This window comes from Mucilaginibacter sp. P2_A4 (assembly GCF_056405015.1).
On record NZ_JBFUCX010000001.1, the window covers coordinates 321,430 to 336,501 of the forward strand.

The following is a 15,072-nucleotide window of genomic DNA, read 5'->3' on the forward strand; positions in this document are numbered from 1 at the left end:
ACATACTTTTATTCCGTCAAATATACGGAATTAAATTAGGCGACATATCAATTCCAAATTATCCCCGTTTGCTGGCAAAAAAAATCAATTGTTAACCATTAAAAAATCATTATGAAAAAGCTAAGCTTAATTTTTACCGTAGTTGTATGTATGTTCTTATCCTTTAATGCCAAAGCGCAATCAAACGCAGATTATTTTGCCGGAAAATGGAAGGTAACCGTATTTGGCACACCTAATGGGGATGCCAAGATGACTTTTCTGTTTGAAAAAAAGGATGGAAAACTGACTGGTGCTCTTCGCGACTCAACTGATAAAGAAATTTCCAAAATAACCCAGATCGACGAAAAAGAAAAAACGATCACAGCTTATTTTAACACACAAGGTTATGATGTGACCCTGGAACTTACGCCTATTGACACCGATAGTGCCAAAGGGAGTTTAATGGGGATGTTTGATGCTAAAGCCATTCGCATTAAAGAAGAAAAAAAAGAAAGCAAATAAGCTAGCCACCAACATATCAGTTCAAGTATCCCCAATTCAGCGTCATGAAATTCGTCTCTTATCTATTTAGTTTTCCGATTGTTTTTTTGTTGTCTATAAATTCCTCACATGCCCAGGAAAAATTACCCCAGTTAGGTAAACATCCGATAAAAGACATCATCAAAATGATGACGCTGGAAGAGAAAGCGAGACTTGTGGTAGGAAGCGGTTTACGTTTTGAAGGACATGGCCCTGTTATTGGGGAAGCTGACGGAAGGGTTCCAGGTGCGGGCGGAAACACCATGAACATAAACAGGTTTGGCATCCCCGGATCAGTGTTTGCTGATGGGCCGGCCGGTGTGCGGATCGACCCTTACCGGGGGAAGGATAGTACTAAGTCCTATTTTGCCACTGCATGGCCAGTGGGTACGTTACTGGCATCTTCCTGGGATACTGCTCTGGTTAAAAAGGTTGGTGCCGCTTTTGGTAACGAGGTGAAAGAATACGGCGTGGATGTTATATTGGCACCTGGGATGAATATTCAGCGGGACCCTCTTAATGGACGAAACTTTGAATATTATTCAGAAGATCCATTTGTTACAGGTTATATCGCTGCAGCGATGGTAACGGGTATACAATCTAACGGCGTAGGTACCTCGATAAAGCATTTTGCAGCAAACAACCAGGAAACGAAAAGGAATTCGGTAAATGCCATCGTTAGCGAAAGAGCCTTAAGAGAAATCTACCTGCGAGGTTTTGAGATAGCGGTAAAAAAATCGCAGCCATGGACTGTGATGAGCTCCTATAATAAGCTTAATGGTACATACACTTCCGAACGCAACGACCTGCTCACTAAAATCCTTAGGGATGAATGGGGATTTAGGGGATTTGTGATGACTGACTGGTTTGGCGGCAGGGACCGCCAGGCCCAAATGAATGCCGGTAATGATTTAATTATGCCGGGAAGCACCAGCCAGATGGAAGAGATCCTTACGGCAGTAAAAAACGGAAAGCTTGATGTTAAAGTTCTGGATCAAAATGTGGAGCGCATACTGAATATTATTGCCAGGATGCCTTCATTTCAAAACTACAAATATTCCGACCATCCGGATCTGAAAACACATGCTGTGTTATCGAGAGACGCCGCCGCTGAAAGTATGGTTCTTTTAAAGAACAGTAATTCGGCACTGCCATTAAAGAAGAATCTGAAAGTGGCCTTGTTTGGCAATGCATCCTACGAAACCATTATTGGCGGTACGGGAAGCGGCCAGGTAAGCGTAGCTTATACCGTTTCGATTGCGCAGGGCCTGAAAAATTCTGGCTACAGCGTACATGATGAATTAACGCAAGGTTATTTAGCACATATCCGGGAGGATAAGCTGGCCCACCCGCAAAAACAAAAATTAACCCTGGGAACACCCCGTATGATCCCTGAATGGGAACCGGCTATAAAAACAATCGGCAACTGCGCCAACGAGGCTGATGTCGCCATCTTCACCATTGGTAGAAATGCAGGGGAGGGGGCAGACCGGAAGGTAACTGATAATTTCAACCTGACTGATAACGAGAAGCTTACTATTAAGCAAATCGGCGAGGCCTTTCATCAAAAGGGCAAAAAACTGATCGTTGTTATGAATATCGGAGGAGTTATTGAAACCTCATCCTGGCAAAGTAATGCAGATGGTATATTGCTTGCGTGGCAGCCCGGACTGGAAGCAGGAAATGCTGTAGCTGATGTGCTAAAGGGACTTGTAAATCCTTCCGGGAAATTGGCCATTACTTTTCCTGTAAAGTACGAAGATGTGCCATCCGCAAAGAATTTTCCCGGAACACCTGAAAACAATCCAACAGAGGTTATTTATGAGGAAGGGATTTATGTCGGCTACCGCTATTATAACTCTTTTGGCATAAAGCCGGCTTACCCTTTTGGTTTCGGCTTAAGCTATTCCAAATTCAATTACAGTAACTTGAAACTAAGTCAGCTTAAGTTCAACAATAAGCTTTCAGCAAGTGTCACCATTACCAATAGCGGGACTACAGCCGGAAAAGAGGTTGTTCAGCTATACCTGAGTGCTCCTCAAAACAAGCTGGAAAAGCCACTGGAAGAATTGAAAGGCTTTGCCAAAATCCGGCTGCTAAAACCAGGTGAATCACAAACGCTGACCTTTACGCTGTATCCAAAAGATCTGGCATCATTTAATACCCCCTCATCTGCCTGGGTTGCAGATGCCGGCAAATATCTTGTTAAGATCGGTGCTTCCAGTGAAGACATTAAACTAAGCAAAGGTTTTACCCTCTCCAAAACTATAACGGTCGAAAAAGTGCATAAAGCTTTGGTACCCCAGGTAACTATTAAGGAATTAACGAAAGGTTCACGGTAGGTTTTTCAAACAAGAGTTTCACTGTAACCGAAAATATTTAAGGCAGGCCCAATTAGGCCTGCACAGGGCACCCTTTGTGTTTTTTCCGCCTTTCCTGTTTGAAATCAGGAGGGAAATCGTTTTGAACATTAATTAAAAATTATCACACATGAAAGTTAAAGATAAAACGATAATTGTTACCGGTGGGGGAAGCGGCCTGGGCAGGGCCCTGGTTTTTTTCCTCCTCAACAGGGGGGCTAAGGTGATTGCATTGGACATCAACGAAGCGGCATTAAAGGAAACAGCTGACCACAGTGAGCACCGCGATGGTATGATCTTTACCTACCCGCTTGATATCACAGACAAGGAGGCGGTTGAACAAACCGCGAAAATGATCCTCTCTAAACATGGTCATGTAGACGGATTGATTAACAATGCAGGGATCATACAACCATTTGTTAAGTTTAACGACCTCGGCTACGATGTCATCGAGCGGGTGTTGAATGTCAACCTTTTCGGGACCATTTACCTCACCAAGTCATTTTTACCTCACCTGCTGAAACGCCCGGAGGCGCATATCGTAAACATTGCCAGCATGGGCGGCTTTTTACCCGTGCCGGGTCAGACGATCTATTGCGCGGCGAAAGCAGGCGTTAAATTAATGACCGAGGGGCTTATTTCCGAACTTACCGAAACAAACGTAAAGGTTTCCCTGGTGTTCCCGGGAGCCATGAATACCAATATCATGGCAAATTCCGGCTTAGCCCAACCGTCTTCTGACGCCATTAAAAAAGCACCTAAAATACTCTCTCCGACTATGGCTGCATGCCAGATCTTGAATGCTATTGAGGCGGATAAAACGCGTGTGTTTATTGGTTCAGATTCAAAATTCATGGATCGGTTATACCGGCTTTCACCACGTTTCGCCGCGCAAATGATCTATAAAAAAATGCGGGCAAAACTATCCTGACCGATTATCAGAACCTCAGGACAGCACCCAGTTAATAATTAATACAGGAATGAAAAAATATTTTTTTTTGATCACCTTCTTTCTCCCTTTTAGCTTACAGGCCCAGGAAATATGGAACCTGAAGAACTGCATTGGGTATGGTTTAAAAAATAACCGGAACACCGTGGTTTATGCCAACGAAAAGAAGGCGGCGGATGCCAAAGCCAGGGAAGCACTGGCAGATTATCTCCCCAAGCTCAGTGTGACCGGCAGTTTCGACGATAATTTGAAAGTGCAGCAATCGATCATTCCGGCAGGAGCTTTCAGCCCTACGCCGATCAAGATCGCCTTCACACAGAAATACAATACCAACGGGACCGCGCAGCTTGACCAGACCATATATGACCAGTCCGTTTTAAACGGACTTAAAGCCAACAAATATAATGGCCAGCAGGCTGATCTTAATATTAAACAAAGCCAGGAGACCATCATCTACAACATCAGCAACGCTTATTTTCAGATCTATGTTTACCGCGAGCAACTGAGCCTGTTAAAAGGCAACCTCGCAACGTACCAAAAGCAGATCGATATCTCCAGCCTGCGGGTGAAAAAGGGCGTGGCATTGCAAAAGGACCTGGATAAAGTTACCGTAGATTTTAATAACGCTGTTTCCCAGATCCGTATTGCTGAAAGCAACCTGACTCTTTCGGAAAACCAGCTCAAATACGAAATGGGTTACCCCATCAATGAACTATTGCCCGTTGATAGCACATCGCAACTTGATGTTAAGAATACCGCCTTGCTCAGTATCAGCAGCAATCCCTTTGTGGTTAACCAGCGAACAGACTACCAGCTTTCTGAGGTAAATTCGAAATTACTGGAGATAGACCAGCGCCGGATCAAAGCAGGGGCACTTCCAAAACTAACGGGATATGTACGTTATGGCGCAGTTGGCTTTGGCCAAACAGTGGGGCCGGCGTTTAGTGAATTCAATCCCTTTTCCGCTGTCGGTTTAAAACTAACCATCCCGTTGTTTGACTTCTTTAAGCGTAACGCCCAGTACAGCCAGGCGAGGTATAAAACACTAAACGCTGCAGAAAACCTTAAACTGGATGCCGGCAAATACCAGATAGAATATGAAAACGCCAAAACCAAACTGATCAAAGCCCAGAGCAACCTGGATAATGACCAGCGAAATATAGTACTGGCTCAATCGGTATTCCGTACTACCAACCTGCAGTATCAGAAAGGTACGACCGATCTGGTCGACTGGATTACTGCGGAGAACTCCATCAAAGATGCGCAGAACAGCTATCTCAATTCACTGTACAGCTTTTACCAGGCCAAAATAGACCTGGAAAAGGCCAACGGAACACTTCAAACATTTTACTCCTCCTTATAAGTTATCCAATGAAAGGCAAATACATTGTAAATACCGCCATTGTGCTGATCCTGGCACTGATCGTATTCAAACTGACGATAAACAAGCAAAAGATCAATGCTAAAACGGCCATTCACCGGGATAATAATCTCGCTGTTCCCGTAAAAGTTTCAGCGGCTAAGGAACAGCCCTTCGACGTCAGCATTCAAAAAATCGGCACCATCTCGCCTTTTAAGGAGGCTAAGGTACTTTCCCTTACGGCAGGCACGATCACGCAGCTTCGGTTTAATTTAGGAGACCAGGTATCGGAAGGACAGGTACTGGCTACGATAGATAACCGTTTAGCGCAACTGGACCTGGAAAAAGCAGAAACCAACGTCAATAAGCTTCGTAATGACGTGGATACCTATACCGAATTATTGCAGGGAAAGGCGGCCACACAGGAAAAGGTAAACGAGCTGCAGCAAAACTATGCCGATGCAGTTAACCAGGTCAGCCGGCTTCGGAAAAATTTAGCCGATGCCGCCATCAGGTCACCAACAGCAGGGATCATCTCCGTTAAATCGGTGGAGCAGGGTATTTTTGTGAACGCAGGCGCAGAAATAGCCACGGTGGTCAATCTTTCCAGGGCCAAAGTGCAGGTTTACCTGACCGAGAATGAAGTTTACCAGGTTACCCTGGGGCAATCAGTAAAGATCACCGCCGATGTTTATCCTGGCAAAGTTTTCCCGGCCGAAATCAGTTTCATCAGTCCGCAAGCCGATCAGACCCATAATTACCTGGTAGAAATGTTGATCAGCAATAACAGCCATACCGTTCTCCGGTCGGGCACATTCGTTTACGCCGATCTTTCAAAAAAGACCGATCAAAAGATCCTGGTGATCCCGCGCGAGGCATTGACAGAAAGTACCAGAAACGCCAAAGTTTATGTGGTCAATAACAATGTAGTATATCAGAAAGCTATCCAAACGGGGGCTGAGTCAGGAGAGAATATCCAGGTTATCAATGGTCTGAAGGCAGGCGATCTGGTGGTAACTTCAGGACAGATTAATTTAAAAAACGGCAGTAAAATAACGATCTCCAAATAACGATACCATGTCAATAACAGAAATTGCCGTTAAAAGGCCCTTGCTTATTACTGTAATATTTACGGTCCTTATCTTATTTGGTGCCGAGTGTTATTTCAAGCTGAACTACAATCTCCTGCCCAAGATCGATGTACCGAACGTAACCATCAATACGATCTATCCGGGAGCTTCTCCCGCAGAAGTAGAAACGTCTGTAACCAAAAAATTAGAGGACGCCTTCGCGTCGGTAGAGGGGCTGGACAAGATTAATTCCACTTCACAGGAAGGCGTTTCGCAGATCATTGTACAGTTTAAAAGCGGGACGGATATCGACAAAGCGGAAAGGGACCTCCAGCGGAAAGCAGACCAGGCGCAAAACCTGCTGCCTAAAACCATAGATAAGCCGGTTGTAAACAAAGTAAACCTGGAGGAAACCCCGGTGATTAAAGCTGGCGTCACGTCACAGATGTCGCCTAAGGAATTATATGATTTTGTGGATAAGCAACTGCGCCCCGTATTGCAGAATGTGCCGGGCGTTGGCGTAGTCAGCATTATCGGTGGCGAAGAAAGGGAAATACAGGTCAATATCGACCAAGGGAAAATAAAGGCCTATGGATTGCGCATATCGGAGGTTTCAGCTGCTATCAATAATGCCAATCAATCCTTTCCGGCAGGCGCTATTGAAACGCAGGACCGCCAGCTTTCCATACAGTATGATGCGAATGTGACCTCCTTAACGCAGCTCAGTAACCTGATCATATCACAACGACCCGGTGGCGGCGCGGTCTATCTCCGGGACATCGCAGAGATCGTTGACGCTACTGCGAAGATTACGGCAATCAATCATATCAACGGCATACCCTCTATCGGTATCCAGATCGTCAAACAATCGGATGCCAACGCGGTCAACGTGAGTAAAGGGGTAAGAGCCAGTTTTGCAGCTATTGAGCAACAATACCAAGCCCGGAACCTTAAGTTCAATGTATCATCCGACCAGTCCACTTACACCTTACGTTCCGCTGATGCGGTTATGGAAGATCTCGGCCTGGCGGTTCTGATCGTTGGCATTGTGATGCTTGCTTTCCTGCACAGTTTCCGGAGTTCCATGTTCGTATTGGTAGCGTTGCCATCTTCGATCATCCCTACTTTTATCGCGATGTACCTGCTGGGTTTTTCCCTGAACCTGATGTCGCTGATGGCGATGTCCCTGGTTGTAGGGATTTTGGTGGATGACTCCATCGTGGTATTGGAAAATATCTACCGGCACCTGGAAATGGGTTCAGACAGGATCAAAGCCGCTCTTGAAGGCCGAAACGAAATCGGCTTCACGGCGCTGGCCATCACGCTGGTTGATGTGGTTGTATTTTTACCACTGGCACTTTCGAACGGGATCATCAGTTCATTGCTGCGTGAGTTCGCCCTCGTGGTTGTATTCTCCACGCTGATGAGTCTGTTTGTGTCCTTTACCATCACTCCTTTACTGGCCAGCCGGTTCGGGCGGGTGGAACATTTAAATTCAAAAACCCTCTGGGGAAAATTAAATCTTGGTTTTGAGCGGATCATCGATCTGCTCAAGGCGCAGTACGGCAGGTTGCTGTCGTCCGCACTGAAAAGAAAGCGTTGGCTGTTATCGGGTGTCATCCTGCTGATCATCGGATCCTTCATGCTGGTTGCCAAGGGTTTTGTAGGCGCAGCCTTTATACCGGCGGGAGATAAAGGGGAATTGCTGGTCCACCTGGAGCTTGCCCCGGCGGCATCAATCTATCAAACCAACCTGTCTACCCAGCAGGCAGAAAAACTGGTGATGGCCAGACCGGAGGTCAGCAACGTGTTCTCCAGCATAGGCTTTGTCACCGGCAGCATATCCGGTACTTCAAATAACAGCAACCTTGCCGAAATGACGGTTACCCTGGTAGATGCCGAAAAAAGAAGTATGACCGCAGAAGAGTTCGGTATAATGATTCAGGCACAATTGGCAGGCGCACTTCCAGGTGTTAAAGTAACGGCTTCGCCTACTTCCATCTCCGGATCGGCTAACCAGGTACCTATACAGATATCCATCAAGGGCATCGACCTTAAAAAAGTAAGAAGTGTAGCAGAACAATATAAGAACCTTGTTGCCGCAATACCCGGTACCCAGTCGGTACAGCTATCGGTAAAAGACCAGAAGGAACAGGTTAACATCAAGTTAAACAGGGAAAAAATGACTTTGCTTGGCTTGAATGCAAGCCAGGTAGGGGAGGCACTGCAAAATGCCTTCCAGGGTAATGACAAGGGCAAGTTCAAGCAATCCGGGAATGAATATGATATCCTGATCGCGCTTGACCAGTACAGCAGATCCGATGTGGAAAATATCCGCAAACTTTCATTCACCAATAGTGATAACCAGACTTTTTTACTGAGCCAGTTTGCGGACGTAGAAACAGATTTAGGAGAGAGCACCCTGCAGCGCAGTGACCGGTTAAATTCCATTACGGTAAATGCCGAAGTAACCGGCCGGCCCACCGGAACGGTTGCCAGCGAGATCAAGGCGAAAGCAACGCAGGTACAATTGCCGCCGGATGTGACCGTAGAATATTTAGGCGATGTCAAAAACCAACAGGATGCTTTTGTTAGTTTAGCTTTGGCATTGCTCACAGCAATAGTATTGGTTTACTTAATCCTCGTGGCGCTTTATGAAAGCACGGTCTATCCTTTCGTAGTTTTATTTTCAATACCGGTCGCACTGATCGGCGCGCTGCTGGCGCTGGCGCTGACGATGGATACCTTGAATATATTTTCCATCATCGGTATCATCATGTTGCTTGGCCTGGTATCTAAAAATGCCATTTTGATTGTTGATTTTGCCAACCAGCTAAAATCTGAAGGGTATAGCGTAACCAACGCACTGGTCGAAGCGGGAAAAGAAAGGCTGCGGCCAATCATGATGACCACTTTTTCTATGATCTTTGGTATGCTCCCTATCGCCCTGGCCAGGGGAGCGGGTTCTGAAATTAAAAATGGCATGGCCTGGGTAATTATCGGCGGCCTCACCAGTTCCATGATCCTCACCCTTTTTGTGGTGCCCGCCATGTACCTGATTGTTGAAAATTTAAAGAACAGGTTTAAGCGCAAACCCAAGGCCAATCAATCGGCCCCTGAAATGGCCATTGTAGATCATATATAACCTATGAGATTTTTTAACCCTATTATGCTGGGCGTTTTATCCGGTTCACAAGTCTATGAACAAACGATCTCCCGGGCCGATCATAAGCAGCACCGCCCTCAAAGAATCTGACAAGGGCTTGTTTCAACTTAAATCCTCCAAAAAGAAATTGAACAATAGTAAATTTGAACGCCCAACCATGAAAAAGGCAATTTTAATTGCCATTAATGTATTTACCGCCGTGCTGTTTATTGTTTTACCTGTGTGTGTTAAAGCGCAGGAAACACAAGTTAAAGTTACTGGTACAAGGTCAGGAAAGGGTAAGATTATTCTGAATGTATTCAAAGACCAGGCTGATTATGATAATGAAAAGCCTTTCAAGGAATTCGTGTTTGATAAGCATGGTCTGGTGAATGGGACCTTAACGGTTAAATGTGGGCTTGAACCGGGAGTATATGGCATAACCCTGGTAGATGACGAAAATGCTAACGGCAAATTAGACAAGAATTTTATAAGAATGCCAAAAGAGGGGTTTGGGTTCTCCAACTTCTTTATGGAAAAACTGAGAAAACCTGCATTCGATGACTTCAAAGTCGATCTGAGATCTCCAAACAAAACAATTGAAATAAAAATAAAGTACATGTGATCCGAAAGATTGCATGTATAAGTCAGCTTTCAACTATTCAAAATTTATGCTTTCAAAATCATGAGGGCATTGACCATGATTGGTCAAACTAACAGTTTCTAAATTCAAAAACGATAAACACCATAACGATGAAATATCTTTTGATTTCAACCAGTATATTATTATTTGTGACAACCTGGTGTTCGGCACAAAACATTTCCGAACTGTCAAGAACCTCAACAAGAGATTCTGTTAAAGCCGGGATGCTTGAACAAGCAGCCCTGAGAAACCCTGTTTTGAGGCAGATTAATATTTCGACTGATATCATCTCCCGGGGGAATATAACCAGTGATCTAAATGGCTCACCTATTTTTAAGGGAAAAGCAAAGACCGTCCGGACCAGTATGATATTTAATGTGCCCATCAAGTCCTGGGGAAAAAATTCCGTGTCAGCCTCTGTAAGCTATTTTCAGCAACATTTGAATTTGACTGATGTGCAAAGCTTCAGTCCTGGCTTAAGCAGCTCGGATATAGTCTTCGATAAACCGACAGTCGGTTTAACTGCCAGCTTTCAACGAAGGGATTCACTGTTCCATCGACCGGTATATTATGTTCTCAACGTATCAGGCCTTACCAACAATACCAGCTCTTTCAAGAAAGTGAGTTATCTGGGAATGGCGGTTTTTCCGCTGAAGCAAACGGCAAATACAAGTTACTCCGTTGGTGTCATCGTAAATATCGACCCTTCACTTAAAATTCCTTTATTTCCCCTGTTCAGCTACTGGCATAAATTTCAAAGCGGTCTTGAATTTAATTTTAACCTGCCCTCGCAGTTCGGTGTGAGAAAAGAATTGACAGGTAATCTTTGGGGAACTTTCGGGACCACCTTATCAGGCTCAGTCGCATTTTTTAACCTTGATCAGCCCAATTTACCGCGAGATGTGAATTATACGACAATAGATTTAAAGACCGGTCCGGGGTTGGAGTACCGGCTGGGTAAAAAATTGATCTTTGGTATCAATGGGGGAATATTACAGCCGATTTCCGCACGGGCATTTGACCGTCATAAATCTTCCGGCGACTATTTTCTCAACAACAAATTAAGTAACGTTCCTTATGTGAATTTCAGTTTTTCAGTATTGCCATTTCTGAAATGATTTCGGGACATTAACTGGATAAGCGCTTTGCGTCAAGTTCAACAAATTATTATGGAAATGCTGACAGAAAGGGATCGTCCTCATCAGGGACTACAAGTCTAAAAGTGTCAAAATTTAAACAAAAAAGGTCTTTTTCGTTGTGAAAAAGATCTTTTTATTTCTGTGGCATTGAACCAGCGACACAAGGATTTTCAGTCGTATGGGTGATAAGAATTTCACATTTACTTTTAAAATCGAAATTTGATCATCAGATTTTGCTGAAATTAATCGAATTTGAAAGAGTCTTACACGAGATCCATCTTGGAGAAACTATCATTAAAGAGAAATAAAGCTGATTTTGCCACCGTGTACAAATCCCTCCTTCTCCGCCAAATACAACGAAACCCGGCATTAGCTGGGTTTTCTTGTTTTATAACATGGGACAGAAGATATCGCCATGTTATAAAAATCTCCTTATCCATTTCAAAGGGTGCCGGCAACAGCGCGGACAAGGCTGAAAACTATATAATAATATTAGCGGTTCCAGACAATGAATTTTTTGTGATCAGTAGGTGAAGAGATTTTCTTTTTCTATTTTAGATCAACCCTTATGTGGTGTATTTTATGGAGAAAATAAAAAATACGATTCCTTACTATACTGAAATAAACGATTTTCTGGCCTCTATTCCATGGCCCGGCCGAACAACTGATCCAGACTTTTACTGTTTGAGGTTAAAGCCACTCGATCAGGGCCAGCAGATATACCGGCCACCTTTTAAACGTTCATTTTATTTTTTCGCCCTGCTATTCAATTCCGGTAAGATCAAAGTTAACTATGGCGATCAAACCATTAATGATCCTGATTCCTATCTCGTCTTTCATTCGCCCAATCTCGTGTATAGCTTTGCTCATAACAATGCGTTGGAGGGTTATGTTATTTATTTTAAACCGGAATGCTTTTCATTCTTTAAACCAGACTTTCACCAGCAATTTCCCCTTTTTGATATATTACATACCAACCTGTTTAAGTTTGATCACGCCACATTTAAACGATTAGCGCCGCATTTTGAAACTGTATTTACCACTTATGAAAGGTCGGCCAAAACACAACATATTGAAGCAAGGGTAAAGTTGCTCGGTTTGCTCTACTACCTGGAGGACTTTGCGTTGGAAAAGAAAAAGGATATTCGCCTGGCTACAACCCGACAAATCCTGTTGCGTAAATTTATTCAGTTAATTGATAACCACTATATCAATAAGCGCACCGTGCAGGAATATGCTGATATGCTTTCGGTTACCGCTAATTATCTCTCCCAATCTGTTAAACATGCTTCGGGAAAAAATGCACTTACTTTTATTGCGGAACGTTTGGCCACCGAAGCCCGATCGCTCATTCAATACACCGATTTTGAGGTAGCCGAGATCGCCTATCAGCTCAACTTTTCAGACCCTGCTAATTTTGGGAAATTCTTCAAAAAGCAGGTAGGCTTGTCGCCTACGGAGTTCCGGAAACAACGCAAGTAATTAAATTGACCTGTTTGTCCAAGTTTTAGACCAAATCTAATGCGTTAGTTTAAGTTTTTTTGTGCCAGTAAATTAAATATATCCTAAACAATCAGTTTAAAACATGGCAACTAAAGTATTTATCAATCTCCCTGTGATGGACCTGGCTAAGTCTATGGGGTTCTTCCAAAATTTGGGTTTTTCTTTCAATCCTCAATTTACCGATGAGAAGGCCGGATGCATGATTGTGAGCGACAGTATTTTTGTAATGCTGCTTACCGGCACCTATTTCAAATCTTTTATAGATACTGAAGTTTGTGATGCGCATCACTCTACCGAAGTACTTATTGCGCTTGATGCCGCATCAGCAGATGAAGTGAAACAATTTGTGAGCAAAGCTGAATCACTGGGTGGAAAGATATATGCCCTGGCACAAGACCACGGCTGGATGTACCAACACAGCTTTGCCGATCTGGATGGTCACAAATGGGAAATGGCTTATCTCGATATGAGTCAGTTCCCGCAATCGTAAACAGTTAAAAAATCAAACGATATGAACAACAATTCAGATGTGGATGCTTACATAGCTAACTCGGAAGATTTTGCAAAACCCATTCTTGAGCACTGGCGCCGACTTATTCATGAAAATTGCCCGGATGCCAAAGAGACGATAAAATGGAGCCTGCCTCATTTTGATTATAAGGGCGATAATATGTGCGTAGTGGCATCTTATAAAAATCATTGCTCTTTCACATTCCTGAAGGGCGAACTGATGACCGATCTGCGCCTGAAGGCAAACAAGGACTTAAAGCCGATCCAAAGATTTTTAGGGAAAATCAGCAACATAGGCGATCTTCCACCGGAAGATGAATTTATAGGTATGCTTAAAGAAGCCGTGCAGTTAAACGAAAATGGAATCAAAATAAAAAGGGAGAAGCCGGAATCTGATAAACCCAAGGTACTGGAAACTCCCGATTATTTACTGTCAGCATTTGTTGCTAACCCCAAAACAAAGGAAGTTTTCGAAAGCAAATCCAACTCTTTCCGCAAGGAATATATTGTTTGGATTGCCGATGCCAAAACTGATGAAACACGACAAAAAAGAATAAATGAAGCTTTAGAATGGATAGCTGAAGGAAAAGGCAGGTTTTGGAAGCACAAAAAATAGAGATTCTAAAATACAATCTTGGCTTAAAATTAGGGGAATAAAAACAAGAGCCAGACTAGTCATTTCTTTGATTATTGTCAGAATTGCATAAAGGTGTTCTAACCGGCTACTTTTATCTTTGCATACAATAGCCTGCTAAAGCATCGATTCTTAGCAGGCTATTTGTTTTTTAACTATTTTCTATTCATAAATAACCCATATAAATTCATTATAAATATTTGAAAATGGTATGGGTTATGAACTTTTGCAAGTTCGAGTCCCTTCTTTATGTAAAGTAATACACGGTTTGGTTAGTTATTGTAATCAATACCAATTACCACTAACTTCTCTTGATTATACCGCGAAAAAAAATGTAAATTTATTTGCGCAACTTAAAAGTTGCATATATATTTGCAACCTGAGGGTTGCTTAATTAATAATCAAGAATGAAACAAGATATATTCCAGGCCATATCAGATCCAACACGCAGGGCTATTTTAACGTTAATCGCTATCCAGGCATTAACACCAAATGCTATGGCGGAAAAATTTGATATGAGCCGCCAGGCAGTATCAAAACATATTAAAGTACTGCACGAATGTGAATTAATTAAACCTGAGCATAGCGGCAGGGAGATTTATTATCACTTTAATGCGAAAAAAATGCAGGAGTTTGATCATTGGTTGGCCCAATTCAGGCAAAACTGGGAAACCCAATTTAATCAACTTGACAAATTATTAACAACAATTAAAGAACAGAAGTAATGAACAACGATTTGCTATTTGATTTTAACGTTGACAAAACCGCGAAAACGGTTTATATAACCAGGGAGTTTAATGCCGGGCAATCTTTAGTATGGGATGCCTTTACCAAAGCCGAACTATTGGACCAATGGGGGGCACCTGCACCTATGCGCGCCAAAACCAAGTATATGAATTTTGAAGTAGGCGGGCGGCGATTTTACGCAATGATAAGCCCCGACGGGCAGGAGCGTTGGTCGGTGCAGGAATTTACTTCCATTACCCCGAAAACCAATTTTAAGATGTACAACGCGTTTGCGGATAAAGACGAAAATCGTGAACTACCTGGTTCTGAATGGGATTATAATTTCAGCGAACAAAATGGCATAACCAAAGTGAACATTACCATTTTTAATGAATCATTTGAGCGATTGGAGAAATTATTGGAGGGCTTCAAAATAGGCTTCACCATGACCTTAAAAAATCTGGAAGATCTGTTGGCCACTTTATCGCAGAAATTATAAACAGAAAATTAAAAC

13 protein-coding genes are annotated in these 15,072 nt (G+C 43.2%); all 13 read left to right on the top strand.

Features of this window, described 5'->3' with window-relative positions:
* Positions 1–111: 111 nt before the first annotated feature.
* The 13 genes from AC1DYB_RS01145 to AC1DYB_RS01205 all read left to right on the top strand — a co-directional run bounded on the left by AC1DYB_RS01145 (position 112) and on the right by AC1DYB_RS01205 (position 15,057).
* Positions 112–501, top strand: a complete 390-nt coding sequence (locus AC1DYB_RS01145) for a hypothetical protein (protein ID WP_477431703.1) — start codon at positions 112–114, stop codon at positions 499–501.
* Positions 502–545: 44 nt separating this feature from the next.
* Complete coding sequence (locus tag AC1DYB_RS01150) at positions 546–2,861, top strand: glycoside hydrolase family 3 C-terminal domain-containing protein (protein ID WP_477431705.1); 2,316 nt, start codon at positions 546–548, stop codon at positions 2,859–2,861.
* A 148-nt stretch (positions 2,862–3,009) separates the two neighbouring features.
* Positions 3,010–3,810 (top strand): SDR family NAD(P)-dependent oxidoreductase, encoded by an 801-nt coding sequence (locus AC1DYB_RS01155; RefSeq protein ID WP_477431707.1) that lies wholly within the window; start codon positions 3,010–3,012, stop codon positions 3,808–3,810.
* A 49-nt stretch (positions 3,811–3,859) separates the two neighbouring features.
* A complete protein-coding gene (locus AC1DYB_RS01160) occupies positions 3,860–5,191 on the top strand; it encodes a TolC family protein (RefSeq protein WP_477431709.1) in 1,332 nt (443 codons plus the stop codon).
* Positions 5,192–5,199: 8 nt separating this feature from the next.
* On the top strand, positions 5,200–6,258 hold the full coding sequence (locus tag AC1DYB_RS01165; RefSeq protein WP_477431711.1) for an efflux RND transporter periplasmic adaptor subunit: 1,059 nt from the start codon (positions 5,200–5,202) through the stop codon (positions 6,256–6,258).
* A 7-nt stretch (positions 6,259–6,265) separates the two neighbouring features.
* A complete protein-coding gene (locus AC1DYB_RS01170; RefSeq protein ID WP_477431713.1) occupies positions 6,266–9,403 on the top strand; it encodes an efflux RND transporter permease subunit in 3,138 nt (1,045 codons plus the stop codon).
* A 178-nt stretch (positions 9,404–9,581) separates the two neighbouring features.
* Entirely contained in the window at positions 9,582–10,028 is a 447-nt protein-coding gene (locus tag AC1DYB_RS01175) for a DUF2141 domain-containing protein (RefSeq protein ID WP_477431715.1), read from the top strand.
* 128 nt (positions 10,029–10,156) lie between these two features.
* On the top strand, positions 10,157–11,164 hold the full coding sequence (locus AC1DYB_RS01180; protein WP_477431717.1) for a hypothetical protein: 1,008 nt from the start codon (positions 10,157–10,159) through the stop codon (positions 11,162–11,164).
* Between the two features lie 603 nt (positions 11,165–11,767).
* Entirely contained in the window at positions 11,768–12,667 is a 900-nt protein-coding gene (locus AC1DYB_RS01185; protein WP_477431719.1) for a helix-turn-helix domain-containing protein, read from the top strand.
* Positions 12,668–12,770: 103 nt separating this feature from the next.
* Positions 12,771–13,178, top strand: coding sequence for a VOC family protein (locus AC1DYB_RS01190; protein WP_477431721.1), 408 nt, complete (start codon positions 12,771–12,773; stop codon positions 13,176–13,178).
* 21 nt (positions 13,179–13,199) lie between these two features.
* A complete protein-coding gene (locus AC1DYB_RS01195) occupies positions 13,200–13,814 on the top strand; it encodes a YdeI/OmpD-associated family protein (protein WP_477431723.1) in 615 nt (204 codons plus the stop codon).
* A 425-nt stretch (positions 13,815–14,239) separates the two neighbouring features.
* Positions 14,240–14,557 carry an ArsR/SmtB family transcription factor gene (locus AC1DYB_RS01200; protein WP_477431725.1) on the top strand — a complete coding sequence of 106 codons (318 nt, stop codon included), beginning with the start codon at positions 14,240–14,242 and terminating at the stop codon, positions 14,555–14,557.
* Positions 14,557–15,057 (top strand): SRPBCC family protein, encoded by a 501-nt coding sequence (locus AC1DYB_RS01205; RefSeq protein ID WP_477431727.1) that lies wholly within the window; start codon positions 14,557–14,559, stop codon positions 15,055–15,057. Before AC1DYB_RS01200 ends, AC1DYB_RS01205 begins: the two co-directional genes overlap by 1 nt.
* The last annotated feature ends 15 nt before the right edge of the window (positions 15,058–15,072 follow it).

Excerpts from the sequence above, each read along its gene's own strand:
- AC1DYB_RS01145 (WP_477431703.1), top strand. The coding sequence starts at position 112 with ATGAAAAAGCTAAGCTTAATTTTTACCGTAGTTGTATGTATGTTCTTA.
- AC1DYB_RS01150 (WP_477431705.1), top strand. The coding sequence starts at position 546 with ATGAAATTCGTCTCTTATCTATTTAGTTTTCCGATTGTTTTTTTGTTG.
- AC1DYB_RS01155 (WP_477431707.1), top strand. The coding sequence starts at position 3,010 with ATGAAAGTTAAAGATAAAACGATAATTGTTACCGGTGGGGGAAGCGGC.
- AC1DYB_RS01160 (WP_477431709.1), top strand. The coding sequence starts at position 3,860 with ATGAAAAAATATTTTTTTTTGATCACCTTCTTTCTCCCTTTTAGCTTA.
- AC1DYB_RS01165 (WP_477431711.1), top strand. The coding sequence starts at position 5,200 with ATGAAAGGCAAATACATTGTAAATACCGCCATTGTGCTGATCCTGGCA.
- AC1DYB_RS01170 (WP_477431713.1), top strand. The coding sequence starts at position 6,266 with ATGTCAATAACAGAAATTGCCGTTAAAAGGCCCTTGCTTATTACTGTA.
- AC1DYB_RS01175 (WP_477431715.1), top strand. The coding sequence starts at position 9,582 with ATGAAAAAGGCAATTTTAATTGCCATTAATGTATTTACCGCCGTGCTG.
- AC1DYB_RS01180 (WP_477431717.1), top strand. The coding sequence starts at position 10,157 with ATGAAATATCTTTTGATTTCAACCAGTATATTATTATTTGTGACAACC.
- AC1DYB_RS01185 (WP_477431719.1), top strand. The coding sequence starts at position 11,768 with ATGGAGAAAATAAAAAATACGATTCCTTACTATACTGAAATAAACGAT.
- AC1DYB_RS01190 (WP_477431721.1), top strand. The coding sequence starts at position 12,771 with ATGGCAACTAAAGTATTTATCAATCTCCCTGTGATGGACCTGGCTAAG.
- AC1DYB_RS01195 (WP_477431723.1), top strand. The coding sequence starts at position 13,200 with ATGAACAACAATTCAGATGTGGATGCTTACATAGCTAACTCGGAAGAT.
- AC1DYB_RS01200 (WP_477431725.1), top strand. The coding sequence starts at position 14,240 with ATGAAACAAGATATATTCCAGGCCATATCAGATCCAACACGCAGGGCT.
- AC1DYB_RS01205 (WP_477431727.1), top strand. The coding sequence starts at position 14,557 with ATGAACAACGATTTGCTATTTGATTTTAACGTTGACAAAACCGCGAAA.